This is a genomic window from Kocuria atrinae C3-8 (genome assembly GCF_000286355.1).
Taxonomy (GTDB): domain Bacteria; phylum Actinomycetota; class Actinomycetes; order Actinomycetales; family Micrococcaceae; genus Kocuria; species Kocuria atrinae_A.
On sequence record NZ_AJXN01000056.1, the window covers coordinates 1 to 22065 of the forward strand.

A 22065-nucleotide genomic window follows, 5' to 3' on the forward strand; every position below is an offset into this window, starting at 1 on the left:
GGCTTATGAACGCCACTGGATCGCCGACGCCTATCAGGCCGTCCTCGAGGCGCACGGGCAGAACGTCGCCGAGCCCGTGGAGCACGACCATTTATTTCTCGATCGGGTGGAAATGACGCTCGACAACCTGGCGCCCGTCACCGATTCCGTGTGGACCAACCTGTTCGGCGAGGACATTGTGGCGGGGCAGATGGCGCGCGGCTGGTCTCGCGAGGCCGCCACGCGAGCTGCGCTGGAAAGGTTCGACGACGCCGCCGGCCACCCGGAACTTTCGGCTCTCCTTCAGCGGGTGGCAGAGCTCAAAGCCGTCCACCAGCGGTTCTTCACGGTCGAGGCCTCTGAGCGGGTGCGTCGTTCACCCCGTGCGGCGAGTTTCGCGCGCCGCTACCTGTCCTTCGGGTTCAACCCCTTGCGACCCGTGGGGGTCTCACGCAAGGCGTTCCGGGAGTTCGTCGCCAGCGTGTGTCCCACGGTCGGTGATACCAACCTTTTATTGCAGCGAGCCGACGAGCCTCTGCAAAGCAGTCCCGAAACCGCGGGGACGGAACCGTTACGCCGGGCCCTCGAACGCGATGGAGTGGTGAACCGCTACGCTCTTTTCTAAGTTGTTGAACCCAAGCAGTTGAAACCGAAGGGTCGGCCAACATCCGCCCCGCACCCACGCGAAGCGCGTGCCTGAACATTCCAACCTCCGGAGGAACCCGTTGACCCAGACCACCACCAAGCGCGTCCTGCTCACGGGAGCCACCGGGTTCCTGGGGCAGGCGGTCCTGGAACGCTTGCTCTCCAGCCACGACGATATTCATGTCACCGCGGTGATCCGCCCCAAGGGTTCGCTGTCCGGGCAGGCTCGGCTGAAGCAGTTGCTGCGCAAGCCCGTGTTCAAGACCTGGCGTGAGTCTGTGGGTAAGGAACGCGCCGAGGAGATCTTTGCCGAGCGGACCAGTGTCCTCGAGGGCGACCTCACGGGTCTGGCGAGCATCACCGAACCCTTTGACGTGGTCGTGCACTCCGCCTCAACGGTGTCCTTCGATCCGCCCATCGACGAGGCCTTCAAGACCAACGTGGGCGGTGCCGTGGGACTGTACGAGTCCCTGCGTGCCACCGGCCAGGACCCGCACGTGGTGCACGTGTCCACGTGCTATGTGGGCGGTATCGCCAAGGGCCTGCGTCCGGAAGCCCCCGTCGACCACAGCGTGGACTGGAACGTGGAGTTCGAGGCAGCCATTCGCGCCGCGGACACCGCGCAGGTTGAGTCCCGCTCCCCGGAGCGGCTGCAGTCCTTCATCGAGAAGGCCACCGCGCAGTTCGGCAAGGAAGGTCCCAAGTCCGTGGCCCGCGCCGCGGAAGAGGCCCGTCTGGCGTGGGTCCAGGAACGACTGGTCGACCACGGACGCACCCGTGCGCAGTCCCTGGGCTGGACCGACATCTACACCTTCACCAAGGCACTGGGCGAACGCGTTGCGGAGGAGAAGTGGGCCGGCGCGGGACACCAGCTGTCCATCGTGCGCCCGGCGATCATCGAGTCCGCGCTGCGCTACCCGTTCCCTGGCTGGATCGATGGCTACAAGGTGGCGGACCCACTCATCATGGCCTATGCCAAGGGCGCGCTGCCCGAGTTCCCGGGGCTGCCCGACTCGGTGCTGGACGTGATCCCGGTCGACTTCGTGGTCAACGCGATCGTGGCCCTGGTCACGCAAGGTCACCGAGCGCCGTCGGGCGAGCTGACCGAGGAAACGGACATCGACCCGCAGGCGGCCTACTACCAGGTGTGCTCGGGCGCATCGAACCCGCTGCCGTTCCACCAGATGTACGAGAACGTGCGCGAATTCTTCCTGGCCCAGCCGCTCGAGGACTCCAACGGCAACCCCATCACGGTTCCCGTGTGGAAGTTCCCGGCCAACAACGCCGTGGAGCGAGGGCTTGCGCTCAAGGAAAAGCTCGCCGCCGCCGGTGGCAAACTGAGCGCCGTCCTGCCGGCCACGGCACGCACCCGGGAGTGGACCAACTCGCTGCACCGGATGCAGACCGGCCTGGGTTCGCTGCGCACCTACGTGGACCTGTATCAGAACTACACGCGCACGGAAATGATTTTCGACGACACTCACACGCGTCGTCTCGACCGGGCCCTGCCCGAATCCGCGCCCGAGGACCAGCACTTCGACCCGCGCGCCATCGATTGGCGGGATTACTGGCAGAACGTGCACCTGCCCGCGCTCACCGAGATGACCCGAGCCTACGGCCGTTTGAAGGCGGCCTCCCGCAAGCGTGAGTCCCGTCCGCGCGGCCTCAAGTCCGGCACCGACGTGGTGGCCGTCTTCGACCTCGAGGGCACCGTGGTCTCGGGCAACATCATCACCCAATACGCCAAGCTGCGCCGCCGCGAGCTGAGCCCGGTGCAGTGGCCCGGTGAGATCACCGAGCTGCTCGGCAACGCACCCACCTACGTGAAGGCGGAACGCCGTGACCGCGGCGAGTTCATCCGCGCGTTCCTGCGCCGCTACGAGGGCGTGTCCGTGGAGCGCGTGGAAGAGCTCATGAACGGTTCGCTGGGGCGCACCATGGAGAAGAGCTTGCGACCGGGTGCCCTGCAGCGGATCGAGGAGCACCGCGCGGCCGGCCACCACACCGTGCTGGTCACGGGCTCCCTGGACCTGTTGGTGAGCCCGATCGCGGAGTTGTTCGACCACGTGGTGTCAGGACGCATGGAAGTTGCCGACGGTAAGCTCACCGGTTACCTGGCGACCCCGCCGCTCGTGGATGAGGCCCGTGCTCAGTGCTCAAGCGCTACGCGGAGGAGAACGGGTTCGATCTGAGTCGTTCCTACGGTTACGGCGATTCCGTGGCGGATGCCAGCTGGCTGTCCCAGGTCGGTCACGCGTACGCAGTGAACCCCGATCTGCCGCTGTACCGCCGCGCCAAGAAGTCGCACTGGCCCATCGAGGACTGGAGGAAAGCCTGAGCCATGGCCTTCAACATCGACAAGTTCGCGGAGACCTCGCAGCGTGTGAAATGGGCTGACCTGGACATGGGTGAATTCATCACCCGTCCCTTGCCCGAGAACACCCTGCGCTGCCTGCGATACATGTGCGATGTGGAGTACCACACGGTGTGCTACATGCGAGACATGTTGGTGACTCCCTCGCACCAGGACAAGGACGTTTCCACGTTCATGACCATGTGGAATCGCGAGGAGTACTGGCATAGTGAGGCGCTCGCCGAGGTTCTGGGGCTGCACGGCATTGTGGTCGACTACGACGAGCTCAAGGCCAAGCGGATGAAGCTCGGTTGGTCCGAGTCCCTCAAGCCGCTCAAACAGTCGTTGCTGTCCAATATGGTGGGCGCGGATTTCATTGCAACCCACATGGCGTGGGGCGCGGCCAACGAGTGGTCCGCGGTGGCGGCCTACCGTCGACTGGCAGACCTCGAGAAGCACCCGGTGCTTGCGGTTCTGCTCAAGCGGATCGCCGCGCAGGAATCACGTCACGTTGCGTTCTACGCGACCCAGGCCCGACGCCGCTTGGAAACCTCCCGCAAGGCCCAGCGGCTCACTCGGTTCGCCCTGCGGAAATTCTGGGCGCCCGTGGGCTCCGGGGTCATGGACCCGGACGAAGTGGAACACGTGATGCGTGAGCTTTTCGGCGGGCAGGACGGCGCTCACGAGATCGATCGACTGGATCACAACATCGCCAAGTTGCCGGGGATGGACGGCCTGCGGATCTTCCACAACGCGACTGCGCACGCGCGCGGAGTTCACCGCTCGGAAACCGTATCGGCCTGAACATGGTGGTCGACACGCCCACGCCGGAACGGGGAGCGGCAACGGATCCGCGCACCGCGCGCACCGATCGAAAGATCCTGGCCGGTGCGTTGAAACTGCTGCGCGAGTCCGGCCCCCAGAAGGTCACCATCGAGGCGGTGGCGCTCGTGTCGGGTGTCGCCAAGACCTCGATCTACCGGCGGTACAACAACAGTGACGAACTGCTCGAGGCCGTTCTGGAGCAGGTGTACACCACCCTGCCACCGGTTCCCCCCAGCTCGGGGGACTGGGAGGACACCATGCGTGAAGCGATCGAGGTGTTGTTCGAAGACATGGGCAAGGGCGTGGCGTTGACGTTACTGCAGGATCCGCACTCGACCACTTCCGAGGTACTGCGGCGCAAGATCATCAGGCCTCGCATGGAAATCCTCCGGGATCTGCTGCAACGAGACGTCGAACTCGGTTTGATTCGCGAGAACGTGGACCTGGACGTGGTCATCGACTTCATGCTGGGCGCCTCCTACGCGCACGTGGCCCGATACGGCAGCTTGGGCGAGGACTGGCCGGCCCGCGTGCACGCGACGCTGACAAACCTGGTGGCCGCCGAGCGCACGGAATAAGGGCCACGCGCACTCGGAAATCTCGGGAAGCGATGTGTCGAGAACCGCAAGTATGAAGTTTTGGGTCTGCCATTTGGGTGCCGGGACCGTGAACCTCCTACGGTGAATGACGTTGCCGCGTGGAGCGGTGACTCCCACCCGTGACAGTCCAGGAGTATCGCGTGACACCGTCATCCACCGCCGCGCCCGCGGGCACCGAGCACTCGGGTCCGCCCGCAGCGCCACCACAGCGGCCAGAGGCCTTGACCGTGGTGCCAGCACGAAATCCCTGGCGCTGGGTGGGGACCGCCCTGGTCGCCTGGTGCTGTTCGGCATCGTGTGGTCCTTGTTCACCAATCCCCGCTGGCAGTGGGGTGTGGTGGCCGAATGGTTCACCGCGGAATCCGTGATCCGCGCACTTGCTAACACCCTGTTGCTCACCGCGATTGCGGCCGTGGGTGGGTTCGTGCTCGGGTTCTTCCTGGCACTCATGAGGATGTCCAGTTCTGGACTGTTGTCCTCCGTCGCGTGGTTCTATATCTGGATCTTCCGCTCCGTGCCGCTGCTGGTTCAGCTGTTGCTCTGGTACAACGTGGGCTACCTCTACGAGGTGATCAGCGTGGGCATCCCGGGGACGGACGTGACGTTCTTCGAAGCACCCACCACCGACATCATCAACAAATTCGGTGCCGCAGTGCTGGGCCTGACGTTGCACCAGCCGCGTACTCAGCGGAGATCATCCGCGGCGGCATCCTGGCGGTGGATCAAGGCCAACAGGAGGCGGCGGCGTCGTTGGGTATTCCGCGCTGGCGCCGTTCCACACACATCGTGCTGCCCCAGGCACTGCGCTCCATCCTGCCGCCGGCCTTCAACGAGATCATCAGCCTGGTCAAGGGCACCTCGGTGGTCTACGTGCTGGCCTACAACGAGCTCTTCTACACGATCCAGGTGATCTACGCCCGCACCAATGAGGTCATCCCCATGCTGCTGGTGGCCACGCTGTGGTACGTGATCATCACGACCGTGCTCAACATCATTCAGTACTACGTGGAGCGTCATTTTGCGCGCGGTGCGGTGCGGACTCTTCCGCCCACTCCGCTGCAGCGGCTGCGCTCCCGCATCGGAGGCGCACGATGAGCTCGCACGCGAACGACCAGCAGAACCCGTCCGAGTCCACCCAAGGCCAGGTCCAGGACCAAGCCCAGGAAGAGAAGTCCCGGCCCGCCAAGGGACACGTGGTGATCGAGAACGTCTACAAGTCCTTTGGGGACGTGCGCGTGCTCGAAGGCGTCAGCCTGGACATCAAGCCCGGCGAGGTCGCTGCCATCCTGGGTCCCTCGGGATCGGGGAAGACCACGCTGCTGCGCACCGTGAACCACTTGGAGAACATCGACGCCGGCCGCATCACCATCGACGGCAAAATGGTGGGCTACGAACAGCGTGGCGACAAACTCTACGAACTGCACGAGAAAGAGATCCTGCGCCGGCGCACCAACGTTGGCATGGTCTTCCAACAGTTCAACTTGTTCCCACACCTGCGCGTGCTCGACAACGTGATGGAGGCCCAGATTTCGGCCCTGGGGCGGTCCAAGGCGGAAGCCAAGGCCAAGGCCCGGGAACTGCTGAAGCGCGTGGGCCTGGAGGACAAGGAACTGGCCTTCCCACGGCAGCTGTCCGGTGGCCAACAGCAACGTGTGGCCATTGCGCGCACGCTCGCCCTGGATCCGGCCGTGGTGCTCTTCGACGAGCCGACCTCGGCCTTGGACCCCGAGCTGGTCGGCGAAGTGCTGGACGTGATCCGCGACCTCGCATCGCAGGGCGTGACCATGCTGGTGGTGACGCACGAGATGGGGTTCGCGCGCGACGTCGCCGACACCGTGATCTTCATGTCCGACGGGCTGGTGGTTGAACAAGGCCCGCCGCGCGAAGTCTTCTCCGCGCCCAAGCACGAACGGACCCGGGCGTTCCTGGGGTCGGTCCTGGAACCGGCGTACAACCTGTGAGCCGGGCAATGGACCGCCGCACGGTGCTGCGCGCGGCCGGAATCGGAGGGTTAGGGCTACTGGGCCTCACCGCGTGCACCCATCCCGAGCAACCGCAGCCGACGCGAGAGGACGGGGTGCCGTTCGACCTGAGCCCGGAGCAGAACAGCCGGGTGCGTTCGGAGGTTGACCCCGCCGCGCGGGCCTGCTGCCCGAGAAAATCGCGGCGGGTGGCGTGCTCACCGTGGGTGTGCTCAACACCTCGCCGCCGCTGGCGTTCAGCGCAACCGACGACGTGACACCGATCGGTTCCGAAGTGGACACCGCCTACCTGATCGCGGACAAGCTGGGGCTCGAACTCAACCCGCAGGTCACCTCGTGGGAGAACTGGCCGCTCAAGCTGGGTGCCAACGAGTATCACGCGGCCTTCGCCAATGTGGGCGTGACCGAGCCTCGGCTCAAGCTCTACGATTTCGCGACGTACCGTGCTGCGTACATGGGATTCCTGGCGCGCAAGGGCCAGGGGCCCGTGGTGAGTTCCCCGGACGACATCTCGGGTCGGATCATCTCGGTCACTCCGGGGACCAACCAGGAAAAGATCGTCATGGCCTGGAACGAGCAACTGGAGGCGGACGGGAAGGAACCCGCCGCCCTGGACCTGTACTTGGACAACACCAACGCCGTGCTTGCGCTCGCAGCCGGGCGAATCGACTACTACCTGTCCCCGTTCCCGACAGGGGCCTATTACGCGGCCACCCGAGATGACCTGGAGGTCCGGGGGAGGATCAGCGCCGGCTGGCCCAACTCCACCCTGGTCGCGGCAACGACCCTCAAGGACTCGGGGCTGGTCAGGCCGTTCCAGGCGGCTCTGCAGTCGGCGATTTCCTCCGGCGAGTACCGCGAAGCTCAAACGCTGGGGGCTGGAAGAAGAATTCCTGCCGGAATCATTGATCGTGACAGAGAAGACGGGGATGCCTTAGCGGTTTCCGCGCGGGCTAGAAAATGTCCTTCTCGTCCGGCCGCTTGGCGAGCTGCGACTTCACGTAGTCCTTGACAGCCTTGTCCGTGGAAATGTCCTTCCCGGCCTTCTCGGACATGAACCAGCGGTGCTCCAGGACCTCGTGGACGATCTCCGCGGATTCGAGCTTGCGCCGCATTTCCGCCGGGACCGCCTCCATGATGGGCACGAAGATCTCACGCATCCACAACTGCGCCGTGAGGTCCTCGGGGAGGCCTGGGTACAGGGCCTGGCCGAACTGGCCGATGTCCGTGAGGATACGGCGGGCTTGATTCTCGTGGGTGTCCAAACCTGTGAGGTGCAGCAGTCGCCGCGAGTGGTGACCGGGTTCGACCACACGAGGACGAAGGTGTACCTGCCCGGAGTCATCCGATTCCAGGGAGGCTTCTTCCACGTCGAAGCCCAGTTCATTCAGCCGTTCCACTCGAGCCTGCACGCGCCAGCGCTCGTCGAGGGCGAAGCTTTCCTCCGCCGTGAGTTCTTCCCACAGGTTGTTGTAGGTCGAGACCAGGCGGTCCGAGATTTCGAACGGATCGACGTCCTCCGGGGTCAGGCCCACTTCCTCGAGCCGCTGTTGCATGTGTTCACCAGCCAGCAGGTCCATGATCTCCCCGGCCACGTTGGTGCGTGCCAGTTCGATGTCGTATTCGCGCTGGCCGCGGGAGAGCTGGTCGTGAATCTCACCGGTTTCGGCGTCCACCAGGTATGCGGCGAAATGGCCGGCGTCCCGTCGGAACAGCGTGTTCGACAGCGAGACATCGCCCCAGTAGAACCCCGAGAGGTGCAACTGGACGATCAGAGATGCCAGCGCGTCCACGAGCAGCTCGACCGTTTGAGGGGAGGGAACCTGCTCGAAGATGGCTCGGTAGGGGAGGGAGAAACTCAGATGATCCGTCACGAGCGCTGCGGGCAGCGGCTCGCCCTCTTCGGTGAAGCGATTGGTCACCACTGAGTCGGGGGTGACCGACGGCGTGCCCATGCGCAACAGCGCCGCAACAGCCCGTACTCCCGCTGAGCGTAGTGAGGGGTGGTTTCCTTGACGGCCACGACCTTGGAGCCCACGTGCGCGAACCGCACCACGTGGCGCGAGATTCCGCGCGGGTAGGCCGCCAGAACCTCGGGTGGCCATTCCTCGAGGGGGATGTGCCAGGGCAGGTCCAACAGTGCCGGGTCCGGGAACGCGGTGTTGATCGAGACCCGTCGGGAACCGGTGGGGGCGGGTGAACCGAGCGGTGCTGGTGCCGGGGAGGCGTTCATGTCACTTGATGCTAGTCACCGCGCGTGCTCGTTGGTCGGCAAAAACGCCCAAGAGGTCGGCGAGTTCTTGCGGGCCACTCACTCGTTGGGCCGCCACGGTCTCCTTGTCGCCCACCTTGATCCCGACATCCTGGCCGGTCAGCAGCTCCATGGCGTCCTCGTCGGTGACGTCGTCACCCGCGAATATTGTCACGTCCGGTGTGGCCGCGGCTTGATGATCCGCAGCCCGTCCCCCTTGGTGGCGCTCAACACCGAGCACTCCACCACTTGTTGGCCGGGAGTGATGCGCAAACCTTCCAGATCCGAATAGGCGCGGGTCATCTCGTCGAGCGCTTTCTCGGCCACATCAGCGTCCTTGATGGGGCGCGTGTGGAAACACACACCGGCGGGTTTCAGCTCCGCGCGGGAACCCGGGTACCGGGACACCATTTCCTCGGTCGCGTCCACCGCACGGTCCAGCAGGGCCAACTGTTCCGAGGTCAGGTTGATGTCGTGTTCGGTGTCTTCCGGAAGATCCGGCAAGGCGGACAGGTCCATCTCCGCACCATGCGAACCGGAGAGCACCATGTGGCGAGCGGGGTCCACCACGTCCCGCAGGAAATCCAAGGGCCGCCCGGAAATGATCGCCACTGTGGTGCGGGGCAGCACGGCCAGGTCGTCCAGAGCGGCCCGAGCGTCGGGCAACGGGCGGGAATCGGCGGGGTCCTCGGTGAAAGGCGCCAGCGTGCCGTCGAAATCGAGCGCGATCAACAGGTGATCCGCGTCCGCAGCCCGGGCCAAAGCTTCGCTGAGCGTTTCAGTCATCGGAGTCACTTTCTGCCGACTGCTTGCCGTACTTCGCGAGATCCTCGAGGAACCGCTGGGACCAGTCCACCACATCGTGGGTGAGCACCTGTCGGCGCATGGAACTCATCCGCTTCTTGGCCTCCGCCCCGGACATGTCGCGGGCGTACAGCATGGCTCCCTTCAGGCCGTCGATGTCGTGCGGGTTCACCAGGATCGCTTGCTTGAGTTGCTCTGCTGCGCCCGTGAATTCGGACAGCACCAGTGCACCCGAGCGATCCTGCTTGGCGGCCACGTACTCCTTGGCGACCAGGTTCATGCCGTCGCGCAGCGCGGTCACGAGCATCACGTCCGCCGCCATGTAGAGGGCCACCATTTCCTCGAAGGGATAGCCATGGTGCAGGTAGCGCACGGCGGTGTGGGCCATGGTGTCGAACTGGCCGTTGATCCGCCCCACCATGCCCTCGACCTGTTCGCGCAGCTGGATATAAGAGTCCACGCGCTCGCGGGACGGGCTGGCCACCTGGATCAGCGCTGAGTTCTCGACCGTCAGCTTCTCGTCCTCCAGTAGCTCACCGTAGGCCTTGATGCGGTGCAGGATTCCCTTGGTGTAGTCCAACCGGTCCACACCCAGGTAGATGGTCTCCGGGTTACCCAGCTCCTGCCGGATCTCCCTGGCGCGCTTCTTGGTCTTGGGGTCCGAGGCCAGTTCCCGGATGGCCTCCACGTCGATGGAGATGGGGTAGGCCGCCGCGTGGACGGTCCACGACGTTTCCTGGTCCTCGGTCGCGTTCTCGTCCTGGGCGGGCGCGGACGACGACGCCGCGGCGGCGTCGTCGGCGATGGCCGCCTCCGAGAACTCGGCGGCGCCGTTGGTGAAGCGCACCCCCAGAAACTTGCGCACGCAGCGTTGGAAGTTCTGTGCGTCCCCGGGACGTTGGAAGCCGATCAGGTCCGCGCCGGTGAGGCCTTCCAGGACCGCCTTGCGCCACGGCAACTGGGAGTAGATCTCGGTGGGAGGGAACGGGATGTGGTTGAAGAAGCCGATAGTGACATCCGGGCGGAGCTTGCGCAGCATGCGCGGCACCAACTGGAGTTGGTAGTCCTGAACCCACACCGTGGCCCCGGGAGCGGCCGTCTCAGCGGCCATGCGAGCGAAACGTTCGTTGACCCGGCGATAGGCGTACCACCAGGTTCGGTGGAACTCGGGCGGGGCGATCACGTCGTGGTAGAGCGGCCACAGGGTGGCGTTGGAGAAGCCTCGTAGTACCGCTCGACCTCGAGCGCGGACAGACCCACGGGCACCAGATGGAACACATCGTGGTCGAAGGGCTCGAGAGTCTCGTCCGGGGCGCCGTGCCAGCCGACCACGCGCCATCGCGCGTTGCCATGACCGGCGCCAAGGCGCTCACCAAGCCGCCGGGGGAGCGGCGCCAGGTGCTTTCGCCGTTCTCGTCGATATCGCGATCCACGGGGAGTCGGTTGGAGACGACCACAAAGTCGTACCCGTCGCGGGGCACCTCCACCTGATGATCGGATTGGTCTGCCAGCACAACGAGCTCCTTCCGCCCACGGGATCGGGTCCGCAACCATTCTAAGGTTGCGTACTAACTATTGGGCGGGGCGGGGACAAGGTGACCGCGTGTGAAGCTCTCATTTTCTGGACAACCCCTGAATCGTGGTGACCGCGGGGTCCGGGTAATCTGAACGTGACACATCATTTGACCGGAAGGAATCACGGACTCCATGGCTTCCCAGAAAAACACGGCCGGATCGTCGACCGCGGATCAGGCGCGCGAACGTGCCCGTCAGATCGCTGATCGCGAGGCGCGTAAGTCCAATGGCAAGTCCAAGGGCCTGATCGCCGGCATCATCGCCTTGTTGCTGGTCATCGGACTGATCATTGCCCTGGTGATCTGGCAGAACAACAAGAACACGATTCCGGAGGCCGGCCCCGTTCCCGCGAGCGCCAACCAGTACGGCGGCATCCAGCTCAACGAATCGCAGATTCTGCAGGACACCTCGGACGTGGACGAGCGTGACATCAACGATGTCCCCGAGCGCCCCGAGACCGTCGATGAGTCCAAGACCCCTCCGGGCATCGTGAACGCCAATGAGGCCAAGGACAACGGAGAACCGGTCCAGCTGGTGGTCTTCCAGGACTTCGAGTGCGTGCACTGCGCCGAGTTCGAGGCCGAGAACGCTGATCTCATCAAGGAGAAGGTGCTCTCCGGCGACGTAACCCTGGAGAACCGCAACCTGAACTTCCTGGACAGCGGCAGCCCTGACGCCTACTCCTCGCGTGCGTCCAATGCCGCGTACCTGGTGGCCGAGCAGGTGGACCCGGAGCAGTACCTGGACTTCACCAAGGAGATCTTCTCGCACCAGGGTTCCGGTGGTCTCAGTAATGATGAGATCGCTGAGATCGCTTCCAAGCACGGTGCCAACGTCACAGCGGAGCAGCTGGACGAGAACACCTACCGCCCCATGGTGAACCTGATGGCTCAGGAATCCGTGGCCAACGGTATCGCCGGAACGCCCACCATCTTCGTGGACGGTGAGCGTTACGCGCAGGGTGACTTCGAGAAGGCCCTCAACGACGCCATTGAGGCCAAGAACTAAGGACCTCTGGCGGGCTGACAAGCCCCCGCGGAGTTCGCTGAAGCGGCCCGGCACCACGCGGTGCCGGGCCCGCTTCTCCATTGAGACTGTGATGTAGGTCTCCTAGACTGAAAATCCGCTGAGGCGGTTTCAGCAACGGCACCGAGCCCTACCGTGCAAAGGAGCATGAGGATGAGCGAGACATTCCAGGCAGCAGTGGTTCACAACTTTGGCGACGAACTCACCATCGACGAGGTCGAGGTTCCTCAACCGGGACCGGGTCAGGTTCTGGTGAAACTGATCGCGTCCGGTGTGTGTCACACTGACCTCCATGCGGCCCAGGGGGACTGGCCCGTGAAACCCACGCTTCCCCTGATTCCGGGTCACGAGGGTGTGGGCACCGTGGTGGCCGTGGGCGAAGGCGTGGCTGACCTCAAGGAAGGCGACCTGGTCGGCAATGCCTGGCTGGGCAGCTCGTGCGGCAACTGTCAGTACTGCCGTGCCGGGTGGGAAACCTGTGCGAGGAACAGACCAATTCGGGCTACTCCACCAACGGATCCTTCGGCGAGTACATGCTGGTGGACGCCAAGTTCGCAGCACGGATTCCCGAGGGCGCGGACCCCTACGAGGTGGCTCCCGTCTTGTGCGCCGGCGTGACCGTCTACAAGGGGCTCAAGGAAACCGAGGTGCGCCCCGGTGAATGGGTCGTGATCTCCGGAATCGGCGGTTTGGGGCACCTGGCCGTCCAGTACGCCGTGGCCATGGGCATGCGGGTCGCAGCGGTGGACGTCGCGGACGACAAACTCGCGCTGGCCAAGAAACACGGCGCGGAAGTCGCCGTCAACGCGTTTGCGGCAGATCCGGCCGAGGCCATTCAGGAGCAGATTGGTGGCGCCCACGGCGTGCTGGTCACGGCCGTGCACCCGGATGCGTTCGGGCAGGCTATCGGCATGACCCGCCGCAAGGGAACCATCGTGTTCAACGGTCTTCCCCCGGGAGAGTTCCCCGCGCCGATTTTTGACATCGTTTTGAAGCGCCTCACGATTCGCGGTTCCATCGTGGGCACGCGCAAGGACATGGAAGAGGCGCTGGACTTCTACGCCCGAGGCCTGATTCATCCCACCTTCCACACCCGCGAGCTCGGGGAGATCAACCAGATCTTCGACGAGATGCACCACGCCAAGATCGACGGCCGCGTGGTGATCAAGTACCAGTAGGCCGCGCGGCTATTCTGCGTCGGTGCTCAGGGCCGGGCGCGCCAGGATCTCGGTGTGCAGCATCGCGAACCACGCGTCCGGCTCTCCCGCCCAGCTTTGCGGGCCCAGGACTTCAAGTGTCGCCCGGCATCGGGCTCACCGCGGTTGGGTCGGGCACGCGTCAGCGGCGATGACGTTGGACAGGTATGACACCTGATGGACGACCAGTTGGGGTCGGCGGGGGAGCGCAGGGGAGTGTTCCTGGCCGGGGGCGGGAACACACGCCCAACACACAAAGAAAACGCCCATCCGTGAAGAGTGAGCGTTTCCGCTGGTCGTAGCGAGCCCCCTGCCGGATTCGAACCGGCGACCCTCTGTTTACAAGACAGATGCTCTGGCCATCTGAGCTAAGGAGGCGTGCCCGCTGCCGGGCGCTGTGGCGCGGCGGTGGGACCGCTCCATATTACTGGACAACGCGAGGTTGCACGAACCGCGGTGCCGTGGCTGGGGAGATCTCCACCACTTAGGGCGTCCGTACTTAGTTAGTAATTACTCACTATCGGGCGGGACTCAAACGTGCTTTCATATCAATCATGGAAATCAAGGGAAAACTTGCTGAAGCTATCAACGATCAAATCACCATGGAGCTGCAGGCCACGGTCGTGTACCGCCAGCTCGCGATTGAAATGGACGTTGCGAGCCTGCCCGGCTTCGCCAAGTGGTTCCGCGCCCAGGCCGCGGAGGAAATCACGCACGCCGAGAAGTTCATCGATCACATGGTGGACCGCGGCGGAGATCCGCAGATCGGCGACATGGCCGGTCCCAACATCCAGGACAAGTCCGTTCTGGGCTGCTTCGAGTCCGCGCTGAACCACGAGCGCAAGGTCTCCGAGTCCATCCGCAACCTGTACCGCCTGGCACAGGAAGAGGGCGACATCGACTCGATGCCGCTGCTGCACTGGTTCATCAACGAGCAGGTTGAAGAAGAAGCCACCGTAGAAGGCATCTGCGATCAGGTTCGCCTGGTCCACAACGACGGCCCGGGCCTGCTGCGTCTGGACGCCGAACTAGGCTCCCGCAAGGCACCCACCGTCGCCTAGTTTCACCGAACACAGGCTGAGTGAGAAAGGCCGCACTGCGTATACGCAGTGCCGGCCTTTCTCACTCGGTCTAGATTCCGTCATGGAACCTTCCGTCGGATTGTCTCCGTCGAACGGGTCCCAAGGTGACGGGACGTGCCTACTCCTGAGTGATGTCCACGTCCGCCTGTTCCTGACGACCGAAGGCCCACAACAACAATTCGGAAGGCTCACCGCGAACCAGGTCCACGTGGCGGGCCGAACGCTTGCCACCGCGCACGGCACCGAAACCGTTGGCCAACAGCACCACGGAGTTGGATTCCTTGCGCAACAACGCAGGTCCCATGAGCTTGAGGATGTTCCACAGGTCCTTCTGCTCGTCGTGGAGCAACTGCCGTGCGTGCCACTGCGGCTGGGCACGGCGAACGTCCTCGTGGTGAACGAAGAACTCACCGGTGTTCATGCGCTTGTCCACGGGGGACCAGCGACCCGGGGAGTACAGCGGCGGGCGCTCCACGAGATCGACGAGCTCTTCCCAGGGCATGTCGTTGTACTTGTTCTCCACGGTCTTGAAGTGGGAACCAAGAACGGGGACCTTGGGTGCGAAGATGCCCACAGCGGCGTCGGGCCGGCCATCGCGAATCACCAGGTGGACGGCCAGATCGCGCGCGTTCCAGCCCTCGCACAGGTGGGGGCGTCGGGACCTACGCGGCGCAACAGAGCAGCTAAGTGGCGACGTTCAACATTGGCGAAATTAGTCATGAAACATCCGTTCTAGCGGTGCGTACGGTCAGATTCCACGGTAGACGGGCAGGGTGCTGATTACTAGCGACCCTCGGTGGGGGCTTCCTGAGCAGTTCCCAACTCTGCCGACTGCTCCGGCGGATCGACCTGCGCCTCCGGCGCATTGAACTGCGAGTCGTACAGATCGGAGTAGTGGCCGCCCAGAGCGATGAGCTCGTCGTGGGATCCTTGCTCCACAATTTTGCCGGACTCCATCACCAGAATGGTGTCCGCATCGCGGATGGTGGACAGTCGGTGGGCGATCACGAACGACGTGCGCTGGGCACGCAACGCGGCCATCGCATGCTGCACCAACAGTTCCGTGCGGGTGTCCACGGACGACGTCGCTTCGTCCAGGATCAGCAGTGACGGTTGCGACAAGAACGCGCGGGCGATGGTGATCAACTGCTTCTCGCCCACGGATATGCTACCGCCCTCCTCGTCGATCAGCGTGTCGTAGCCATCGGGAAGTGCACGGACGAAGCGGTCAACGTAGGTGGCCTTGGCAGCGTCGATCACTTCCTCGTCGGTGGCGTCCTGGCGGCCGTAGCGGATGTTCTCCATGATGGTGCCGGAGAACAGCCAGGCGTCCTGGAGCACCATGCCCACCTGGGACCGCAGCTCGTCTCGGGACAGATCCCGGATGTCGATGCCATCCAGGGTGATGCACCCTTCATCGATCTCGTAGAACCGCAGGATCAGGTTCACCAGAGTGGTCTTGCCCGCACCCGTGTGACCCACGATCGCCACAGTGTGGCCGGGACGCGCCTCGAACGAGAGGCCCTCGATGAGGGGGTGAGCGCCAGTGGCCAGTGCCTCCTTGTCGTAGGAGAAGCTCACATGGTCGAAGCGCACATGTCCGTTGGATCGAGCGGGCAGGTGCTCGGTAGCGGTTTCGGGATCCTGCTCTTGAGCGTCCAGTAACTCGAACGTGCGCTCGGCGGAGGCCACACCTGACTGCAACTGCGTGGCCATGCCGGCCACCTGGGACAGCGGCTGCGTGAACTCGCGCGAGTACTGAATGAACGCGGTGGCGTCACCCAAAGTTATCTGACCGGTGGCCACGCGCAGACCACCGAACACGGCAATCCCCACGTAGGACAGGTACGAGATGAACTGCATGACCGGCATGATGGTGCCGGACATGAACTGGGCTCCGAAGGACGCCTGGAAGAGTTTCTCGTTGCGCTCGTCGAACGTGGCGTCCATGTCGTGCTGGCGGCCGTAGGCGTGCACCAGTTCGTGGCCGGAGAAGGACTCCTCGATGTGCCCGTTAAGATGTCCGGTGGCCTCCCACTGCTGGGTGAAGAGTTTCTGTGAGCGCGTACCGATGAATCCGGCCGCCACAGCGGAGAGCGGAAGCGCGACCAGGGCCACCAGCGCGAGCTGCCAGGACACGATGAACATCATCACCGTGATACCGATGACCGTGAGCACGCTCTGCACCAACTGCGAAAACGCTTGTTGCAGGGCGGTCTGAATGTTGTCCACGTCGTTGGTGACCCGCGACATCACGTCCCCGCGCTGCCGGGAGTCGAAGTAGCTCAACGGTAGGGCGTTGATCTTGCGTTCGACCTCGGCGCGCAGGTTGTACACCACGCGCATCACCACGACGTTCAGAATGTAGCCCTGCAACCACATGAGCAGTGACGCGACGGCATACATGCCGAGCACCGTGAGGATCAGGGTGCCCAACATGGTGAAGTCCACGCCTTGTCCCGGGACCAGATCGATGGCGGACATCATGTCCGCCAGGGTGTCCTGGCCCTGCGCTCGCAATCCGTCGACCACTTGGGCCTTGTCCGCACCCTCGGGGAGTTCTCGGCCGATCACACCGGCGAAGATCACGTCCATGGCGCGGCCCAGCACTCGTGGTGCGTAAACACTCAACACGACGGAGACGATCACGGCCGCGAAGACCACGGTCAGGGCCAGCTTGTGCGGGAACAACAGTTTGACCAGGCGGACTGCGGAGGGCCAGAAGTGCCGTGCCTTCTTGACGGGTGCTTCCGATTCGTAGCTCATGAAAGCCCCCCGGTGCTCTGCTCAGCGCTGAGCTGAGACTCGACGATTTCACGATAGGTGTCGCTCGAGTCCAACAGTTCCCGGTGAGTACCTCGGTCGGTGATCCGGCCGTGCTCGAGAACCAGGATCTGATCCGCACCGGTGATCGTGGAGACGCGCTGCGCCACGGTGACCACGGTGGAGTTCCGTGTGACCGCGTGCAAGGCGTCCCGCAGGTTGGCGTCCGTGGTGACGTCCAGGGCGGAGAAGGAATCGTCGAAGACGTACACGCGCGGATTGGTCACGATGGCGCGTGCAATGCACAACCGCTGTCGTTGACCGCCCGAGACATTGGTGCCTCCCTGGGAGATGGGCGCATCCAGGCCCTCCGGCTTCTCCCGGACGAAGTCATCCGCTTGTGCAACGGCGAGTGCTTCCCAGAGTTCCTCGTCCGTGGCGTCTTGTCGGCCGAACCGCAGGTTGGACGCAATGGTGCCGGAGAACAGGAAGGGCTTCTGCGGGACGAGACCCACACTCGAGGCCAGTTGCTGGGGCGGGTATTCGGTCAACGGTACGCCATCCAAGGTGACCTTCCCCGAGACCGGGTCGAAGAGTCGCGGGATCAAGTTGACCAAGGACGACTTACCGGAACCGGTCGCCCCGATGATGGCCAAGGTCTGACCCGGCACGGCCGTGAAGCTGATCCGGTCCAGCACGGGGGCCTCGGCACCGGGGTACTGGAACGTGACGTCATGGAACTCGAGTCTGCCGTTGTGGGATGCGGGTTCCACGGGATGGGCCGGGGCGTTCATGGTGGGTTCGGTGTCCAGCACCTCGGTGATGCGCTCGGCGCACACCACGCCTCGGGGAACCATCATCATCATGAACGTGCCCATCATGACGGCCATGAGAATCTGCAGGAGGTACTGCAGGAACGCGGTCAGTGAACCGACTTCGATGAGGCCCTGATCCACGCGGTGGCACCGAACCACAGCACTGCGGCGGTGGCGATGTGCATGATCATGTTGATGATGGGGAACATCAGGACGAACAGCGAGCCGATCTGCACGGAGATGTCCGTGAGCTGCTGGTTGGCGCGAGCGAATCGCTCCGTCTCGTGACGTTCCTTGACGAAAGCCCGAATCACGCGGATGCCGGTGATCTGCTCGCGGAGTACACCGTTGATGCCGTCGATCCGGTCCTGCATGATGCGGAACCACGGCATCAGCTTGGCCACGATAATGCCCAGCAGCACGCCCATGACTGGGATGGAAACCCACACGAGCCACGACAACCCTGGGTCCTCGCGCAGGGCCATGACAATGCCGCCCACACACATGATGGGGGCCATGACCATGAAGTTCAGGCCCATGAGGGTGAGCATCTGGATCTGCTGGACGTCGTTGGTGTTACGGGTGATCAAGGTGGGCGCACCGAACTTGCCCACTTCGCGAGCGCTGAAGGACCCGACTTGGCGATACACCGACCGCCGGACATCCCGGCCCAGTCCCATGGCCGTACGGGAACCGCAGTAGACGGCAATCACCGCGGCAATCACCTGCACGAAAGCAACGCCCAGCATCACCGCACCGGTACGCCAGATGTAATCGGTGTCGCCGCGGGCCACGCCCTGGTCGATGATCCGAGCGTTGAGGCTCGGCAGGTAGAGCGTGGCGATGGTGGAGGCCAACTGGAAGATGAGTACGGCAATGATCCAGGGCCGGTAGGCGCGGGAATAGGTGCGCAGCAAACGCAAGAGCATGCGGGGTCCTGACTTTGTTCCTAGTGAGCGACGCTCGACTATGACCCACAGGATACGCCTGGGCTCAGACAGTCAAACGGGCTAAAGTTTCGGTATACCGAAACTTTGTCTTTCTGCCCGAGGAGACGCCTTGTTGAACCGCAGGACCACGGTCGAAAACCGGCCGACCACCCGCCGCGTCATCACCGCGTTGGGTCCTGCGTTCGTGGCCGCCATTGCCTATGTCGACCCGGGGAATGTCGCCGCCAATGTCAGTGCGGGTGCGAGTTTCGGATATCTGCTGGTGTGGGTCCTGGTGATCGCCAACGTGATGGCCATGGTGATTCAGTACCTTTCGGCCAAGTTGGGGATCGTCACGGGAAAGTCTTTGCCGGAGGTTGTGGGGGAATCCCTGCCTCGGAAGGCGCGTATCGCGTACTGGGTGCAGGCCGAGCTGATGGCGGTAGCCACGGATGTTGCGGAGGTGATCGGCGGAGCTTTGGCACTGTGGTTGCTCTTCGGAGTTCCGCTGCCACTGGGTGGTGTGATCGTGGCCGTGATTTCAATGGCCGTGCTGTCCATTCAGAACCGCCGTGGACAGCGGATTTTCGAGACCGTCATCCTCGCCATGCTGGGCATCATCACCGCCGGTTTCTTGGCGGGGTTGGTCGTTGCGCCGCCCGAGCCGGCAGGGGTGCTGGGCGGTGTGGTGCCGCGGTTGGAGGGCTCGCAGTCCCTGGTGCTGGCCGCGAGCATGCTGGGTGCCACGGTCATGCCCCACGCCATCTACCTTCACTCCGCACTGTCGCGCGATCGGCACGGAGGCGCACACGGAGTGCACCACACGCAGTACCTCTTGCGAGCCACGAGGGTAGACGTGGTGATCGCCCTGATCGTCGCAGGGTCGGTCAATATGGGCATGCTGCTGTTGGCCGCGCGCAATCTTTACGGCGTAGACGGCACGGACACTATTGAGGGGGCGCACGCCGCCATTGCGGAGGCTCTGGGGCCCGCGGTGGGGATCGTGTTCGCGATCGGGTTACTCGCATCGGGGCTCGCGTCCACGGCGGTTGGTTCCTACGCCGGCGACGTGGTGACGGCCGGATTGCTGCACCGCAGGATCCCGTTGTTCGCGCGCCGGATCTTCACCATGATCCCAGCGGTGATTCTGCTCGCGGTGGGTGTCGAGCCCACGGCCGCGCTCGTGGGAAGCCAAGTGGTCTTGAGTTTCGGGATCGCGTTCGCCCTGGTCCCGCTCGTGTGGTTCACCGGACGACGCCGCCTGCTCGGGGAGTTCACGAACGGGCGGTTGCTCTCGGGGTTCGGTTGGGTGAGCGCCGGGATCGTCGTGCTACTCAACGTTGTCTTATTAGGACTTATGGCAATCGGTGTGGCCTAGGGGTAGAAAAACCACACAAACACACATAAACTCACATCACAGTGAGGGGAACCACTGTCGCAGCCCCAGCCGTGAGGTGAAAATGTTCGCTGAGGAACGTCAAGAAGAGATCGCCAGACTCGTGGCCCAGTCCCGCCGTGTCAACGGTGCAGAGCTGGCCAAGCGATTCTCCGTGACCATGGAGACCGTGCGCCGTGATCTGGCGGTGTTGGAAAAATCAGGGAAGCTGCGACGAGTTCACGGTGGCGCCGTGTCTGCGGATCAGTCCACCAGCGGGGAGCAGGGGATCGATTCTCGCAGCGGATCAACGCGGCCGAGAAACGGCGGATCGCCGCGGCCGCACTCGATGTCCTGGACGATTCGGGTGCGGGCGCGGTGGTTCTGGACGCGGGCTCCACCGTGGAAATGCTGGCCGACCTCCTGCTGCATCGTGACAACGGCTTGCAGGACGGGCAGGAACGCCTGATCATCACCCACGCCCTGCACATTGCGGCCAAGCTCGCAGACACGGACGGCATCGGCCTGGAGCTGGTGGGCGGTCGAATTCGCAAGCTCACCTGGGCCGCCACCGGCGCTCGAGCCAGCCAGCATTACGAGCAGCTTCGCCCGGACATCGCGTTCGTGGGCTGCAACGGCATCCACGCGCAGTTCGGGCTTTCCACCCCTGACCCCATCGAAGCCGTGGTGAAAACTGCCATCGTCCGCGGCGCTCGCCGAGTGGTGGCGATGTGCGACCACAGCAAGCAGGACCGGGAAACGCTCATGAAGTTCTGTTCCCTGCCCGAAATCGACACTCTCATTACCGATCGGGCCCCGGGAGCAGAACTCTCCCGCGCCCTCGAAGAAGCCAACGTGGAGGTGATTGTCGCGTGATCATCACCGTGACACTCAACCCGTCCGTCGACCGCACCGTGGAACTTGGGGCGGCGCTCCAGCGCGGCCAGGTGCAACGCGCCGAGCGAACCCGTCAGGACCCCGGAGGTAAAGGGGTGAACATCTCGCGGGCCCTGGAGCTCAGCGGCGAGCCCACTTTGGCGGTGGTTCCCGGGGACAGCAATGATCCGCTGGTGCAGGGCTTGGACCGGGCGGGGGTGCGCTACGACTCCGTGTCCGTGGGCGCACCGCTGCGCTCGAACATCACCGTGACCGAGCCGGACGGCACCACCACCAAGATCAACGAGCCCGGTCCCGAGTTGGATTCCAACACCGTGGACCGGATCATTGATCTGCTGATCGCCCGCGGCGCGGGTGCTCAGTGGCTGGTCCTGGCCGGCTCTGTGCCGCCCGGCCCGGCCCCGAACATTTACGCCCACATCACCAACCGCGTGCGCGCGGCCCTGGGTAGCGCGGCTCCGCGCATCGCCGTGGACACCTCAGGCAACCCTTGGTAGAGGCCGTGTCGGAGACGGTCGATTCCCAGCCGGACATCATCAAGCCCAACGGCGAGGAACTCGCCGAACTACTGGGCCGCAGTGACGGCGAAACCCTCGAAACGGACCCGGCCGCCGCGGCGTCGGCGGCTCGTTCCCTGATGGAACGTGGCGTGGGTGCGGTCCTGTGCACGCTGGGAGGTAACGGCGCAGTGCTGGTGACCCGGGACGGTGCGTGGCACGCCGTGCACGAGCCCGTGACCGTGAAATCCACCGTGGGTGCCGGTGACAGCGCCCTGACCGGATATCTGATCGCCCACGTCCGTGGCGAATCGCCGGAGAACTGCCTGCGCCAGGCCGTAGCCCACGGATCCGCCGCGGCAGCACTGCCCGGCACCCAAATGCCCTCGATCGACAACACCACACCGCAAGCCGTGACCGTGACGGCCTTGTAGCTGGCCCTCGGGCCGGCCGGCCCACCTACGCACACGCG

Annotated in this window: 18 protein-coding genes, 1 tRNA gene and 5 pseudogenes; 14 read left to right on the forward strand and 10 right to left on the reverse strand. The window is 64.1% G+C overall.

Features of this window, described 5'->3' with window-relative positions; genetic code table 11:
- The 8 genes and pseudogenes from YO9_RS0107105 to YO9_RS0107135 all read left to right on the forward strand — a co-directional run.
- Positions 1-604: hypothetical protein (locus tag YO9_RS0107105; RefSeq protein WP_016996848.1), on the forward strand; the 604-nt coding region annotated here is incomplete at its 5' end.
- A gap of 100 nt (positions 605-704) precedes the next feature.
- On the forward strand, positions 705-2816 hold the full coding sequence (locus tag YO9_RS0107110) for an SDR family oxidoreductase (protein ID WP_317259780.1): 2112 nt from the start codon (positions 705-707) through the stop codon (positions 2814-2816).
- The gene (locus tag YO9_RS20730; protein ID WP_317259781.1) at positions 2777-2962 is read left to right on the forward strand and encodes an HAD family hydrolase; all 186 of its coding nucleotides are present in this window, start codon (positions 2777-2779) and stop codon (positions 2960-2962) included. Before YO9_RS0107110 ends, YO9_RS20730 begins: the two co-directional genes overlap by 40 nt.
- Before the next feature lie 3 nt (positions 2963-2965).
- Positions 2966-3781: a ferritin family protein gene (locus YO9_RS0107115; RefSeq protein WP_016996849.1), complete on the forward strand. Its 816-nt coding sequence runs from the start codon at positions 2966-2968 to the stop codon at positions 3779-3781.
- A 2-nt stretch (positions 3782-3783) separates the two neighbouring features.
- Positions 3784-4380 carry a TetR/AcrR family transcriptional regulator gene (locus YO9_RS0107120; protein WP_016996850.1) on the forward strand — a complete coding sequence of 199 codons (597 nt, stop codon included), beginning with the start codon at positions 3784-3786 and terminating at the stop codon, positions 4378-4380.
- A gap of 161 nt (positions 4381-4541) precedes the next feature.
- A pseudogene (locus YO9_RS0107125) lies at positions 4542-5496 on the forward strand (amino acid ABC transporter permease).
- On the forward strand, positions 5493-6362 hold the full coding sequence (locus tag YO9_RS0107130; protein WP_016996852.1) for an amino acid ABC transporter ATP-binding protein: 870 nt from the start codon (positions 5493-5495) through the stop codon (positions 6360-6362). The pseudogene YO9_RS0107125 and the gene YO9_RS0107130 overlap by 4 nt, the downstream one beginning before the upstream one ends.
- A 214-nt stretch (positions 6363-6576) precedes the next feature.
- Positions 6577-7395, forward strand: a complete 819-nt coding sequence (locus tag YO9_RS0107135) for a transporter substrate-binding domain-containing protein (protein ID WP_223286247.1) — start codon at positions 6577-6579, stop codon at positions 7393-7395.
- Here the strand turns inward: YO9_RS0107135 and YO9_RS0107140 are convergent.
- Genes YO9_RS0107140 through YO9_RS21480 form a run of 6 tightly spaced genes read right to left on the reverse strand, consistent with a single transcriptional unit; the run spans position 7337 to position 10770 of the window.
- The gene (locus tag YO9_RS0107140) at positions 7337-8338 is read right to left on the reverse strand and encodes a DUF4032 domain-containing protein (protein WP_317259782.1); all 1002 of its coding nucleotides are present in this window, start codon (positions 8336-8338) and stop codon (positions 7337-7339) included. The two genes, YO9_RS0107135 and YO9_RS0107140, sit on opposite strands and share 59 nt — an antisense overlap.
- The gene (locus YO9_RS20735; protein ID WP_317259783.1) at positions 8302-8616 is read right to left on the reverse strand and encodes a hypothetical protein; all 315 of its coding nucleotides are present in this window, start codon (positions 8614-8616) and stop codon (positions 8302-8304) included. Before YO9_RS20735 ends, YO9_RS0107140 begins: the two co-directional genes overlap by 37 nt.
- A gap of 1 nt (position 8617) precedes the next feature.
- On the reverse strand, positions 8618-8809 hold the full coding sequence (locus tag YO9_RS0107145; RefSeq protein WP_016996853.1) for a trehalose-phosphatase: 192 nt from the start codon (positions 8807-8809) through the stop codon (positions 8618-8620).
- Positions 8806-9420, reverse strand: coding sequence for a trehalose-phosphatase (otsB, locus tag YO9_RS0107150; RefSeq protein WP_223286248.1), 615 nt, complete (start codon positions 9418-9420; stop codon positions 8806-8808). Before otsB ends, YO9_RS0107145 begins: the two co-directional genes overlap by 4 nt.
- Entirely contained in the window at positions 9413-10621 is a 1209-nt protein-coding gene (locus YO9_RS0107155; protein ID WP_016996855.1) for an alpha,alpha-trehalose-phosphate synthase (UDP-forming), read from the reverse strand. Before YO9_RS0107155 ends, otsB begins: the two co-directional genes overlap by 8 nt.
- Complete coding sequence (locus tag YO9_RS21480) at positions 10618-10770, reverse strand: hypothetical protein (protein ID WP_396350733.1); 153 nt, start codon at positions 10768-10770, stop codon at positions 10618-10620. Before YO9_RS21480 ends, YO9_RS0107155 begins: the two co-directional genes overlap by 4 nt.
- Positions 10771-11145: 375 nt before the next feature.
- Between YO9_RS21480 and YO9_RS0107160 the strand changes: the two genes are divergently transcribed.
- Together YO9_RS0107160 and adhP are read left to right on the forward strand one after the other, a co-directional pair.
- Positions 11146-12021, forward strand: coding sequence for a DsbA family protein (locus tag YO9_RS0107160; RefSeq protein WP_016996857.1), 876 nt, complete (start codon positions 11146-11148; stop codon positions 12019-12021).
- A gap of 171 nt (positions 12022-12192) precedes the next feature.
- Positions 12193-13217, forward strand: a pseudogene (gene adhP / locus YO9_RS0107165) (alcohol dehydrogenase AdhP).
- A gap of 322 nt (positions 13218-13539) precedes the next feature.
- Here the strand turns inward: adhP and YO9_RS0107170 are convergent.
- Positions 13540-13613 (reverse strand) — tRNA-Thr (locus YO9_RS0107170).
- 176 nt (positions 13614-13789) lie between these two features.
- Between YO9_RS0107170 and YO9_RS0107175 the strand changes: the two genes are divergently transcribed.
- Complete coding sequence (locus YO9_RS0107175) at positions 13790-14296, forward strand: ferritin (protein ID WP_016996859.1); 507 nt, start codon at positions 13790-13792, stop codon at positions 14294-14296.
- 139 nt (positions 14297-14435) lie between these two features.
- Here YO9_RS0107175 and YO9_RS0107180 read toward each other — a convergent pair whose 3' ends face one another.
- The 3 genes and pseudogenes from YO9_RS0107180 to YO9_RS0107190 all read right to left on the reverse strand — a co-directional run bounded on the left by YO9_RS0107180 (position 14436) and on the right by YO9_RS0107190 (position 18824).
- Complete coding sequence (locus YO9_RS0107180; RefSeq protein ID WP_223286251.1) at positions 14436-14963, reverse strand: TIGR03085 family metal-binding protein; 528 nt, start codon at positions 14961-14963, stop codon at positions 14436-14438.
- A 137-nt stretch (positions 14964-15100) separates the two neighbouring features.
- Complete coding sequence (locus YO9_RS0107185) at positions 15101-17083, reverse strand: ABC transporter ATP-binding protein (RefSeq protein WP_016996861.1); 1983 nt, start codon at positions 17081-17083, stop codon at positions 15101-15103.
- Positions 17080-18824: pseudogene (locus YO9_RS0107190) on the reverse strand (ABC transporter ATP-binding protein). Before YO9_RS0107190 ends, YO9_RS0107185 begins: the two are co-directional and overlap by 4 nt.
- A 130-nt stretch (positions 18825-18954) precedes the next feature.
- Here YO9_RS0107190 and YO9_RS0107195 point away from each other — a divergent pair.
- The 3 genes and pseudogenes from YO9_RS0107195 (at position 18955) to YO9_RS0107205 (ending at position 22027) form a co-directional block, all read left to right on the forward strand.
- Positions 18955-20202 (forward strand): Nramp family divalent metal transporter, encoded by a 1248-nt coding sequence (locus tag YO9_RS0107195; protein ID WP_016996862.1) that lies wholly within the window; start codon positions 18955-18957, stop codon positions 20200-20202.
- 82 nt (positions 20203-20284) lie between these two features.
- Positions 20285-21075: pseudogene (locus tag YO9_RS0107200) on the forward strand (DeoR/GlpR family DNA-binding transcription regulator).
- Positions 21072-22027: pseudogene (locus YO9_RS0107205) on the forward strand (1-phosphofructokinase family hexose kinase). Before YO9_RS0107200 ends, YO9_RS0107205 begins: the two co-directional pseudogenes overlap by 4 nt.
- Positions 22028-22065 lie beyond the last annotated feature (38 nt).

What these genes read in the sequence shown, in the direction of transcription:
- YO9_RS0107115 (WP_016996849.1), top strand. Translation starts at nt 2,966, where the DNA reads ATGGCCTTCAACATCGACAAGTTCGCGGAGACCTCGCAGCGTGTGAAA.
- YO9_RS0107120 (WP_016996850.1), top strand. Translation starts at nt 3,784, where the DNA reads ATGGTGGTCGACACGCCCACGCCGGAACGGGGAGCGGCAACGGATCCG.
- YO9_RS0107130 (WP_016996852.1), top strand. Translation starts at nt 5,493, where the DNA reads ATGAGCTCGCACGCGAACGACCAGCAGAACCCGTCCGAGTCCACCCAA.
- YO9_RS0107140 (WP_317259782.1), bottom strand. Translation starts at nt 8,338, where the DNA reads ATGGGCACGCCGTCGGTCACCCCCGACTCAGTGGTGACCAATCGCTTC.
- YO9_RS20735 (WP_317259783.1), bottom strand. Translation starts at nt 8,616, where the DNA reads ATGAACGCCTCCCCGGCACCAGCACCGCTCGGTTCACCCGCCCCCACC.
- otsB (WP_223286248.1), bottom strand. Translation starts at nt 9,420, where the DNA reads ATGACTGAAACGCTCAGCGAAGCTTTGGCCCGGGCTGCGGACGCGGAT.
- YO9_RS0107160 (WP_016996857.1), top strand. Translation starts at nt 11,146, where the DNA reads ATGGCTTCCCAGAAAAACACGGCCGGATCGTCGACCGCGGATCAGGCG.
- YO9_RS0107175 (WP_016996859.1), top strand. Translation starts at nt 13,790, where the DNA reads ATGGAAATCAAGGGAAAACTTGCTGAAGCTATCAACGATCAAATCACC.
- YO9_RS0107185 (WP_016996861.1), bottom strand. Translation starts at nt 17,083, where the DNA reads ATGAGCTACGAATCGGAAGCACCCGTCAAGAAGGCACGGCACTTCTGG.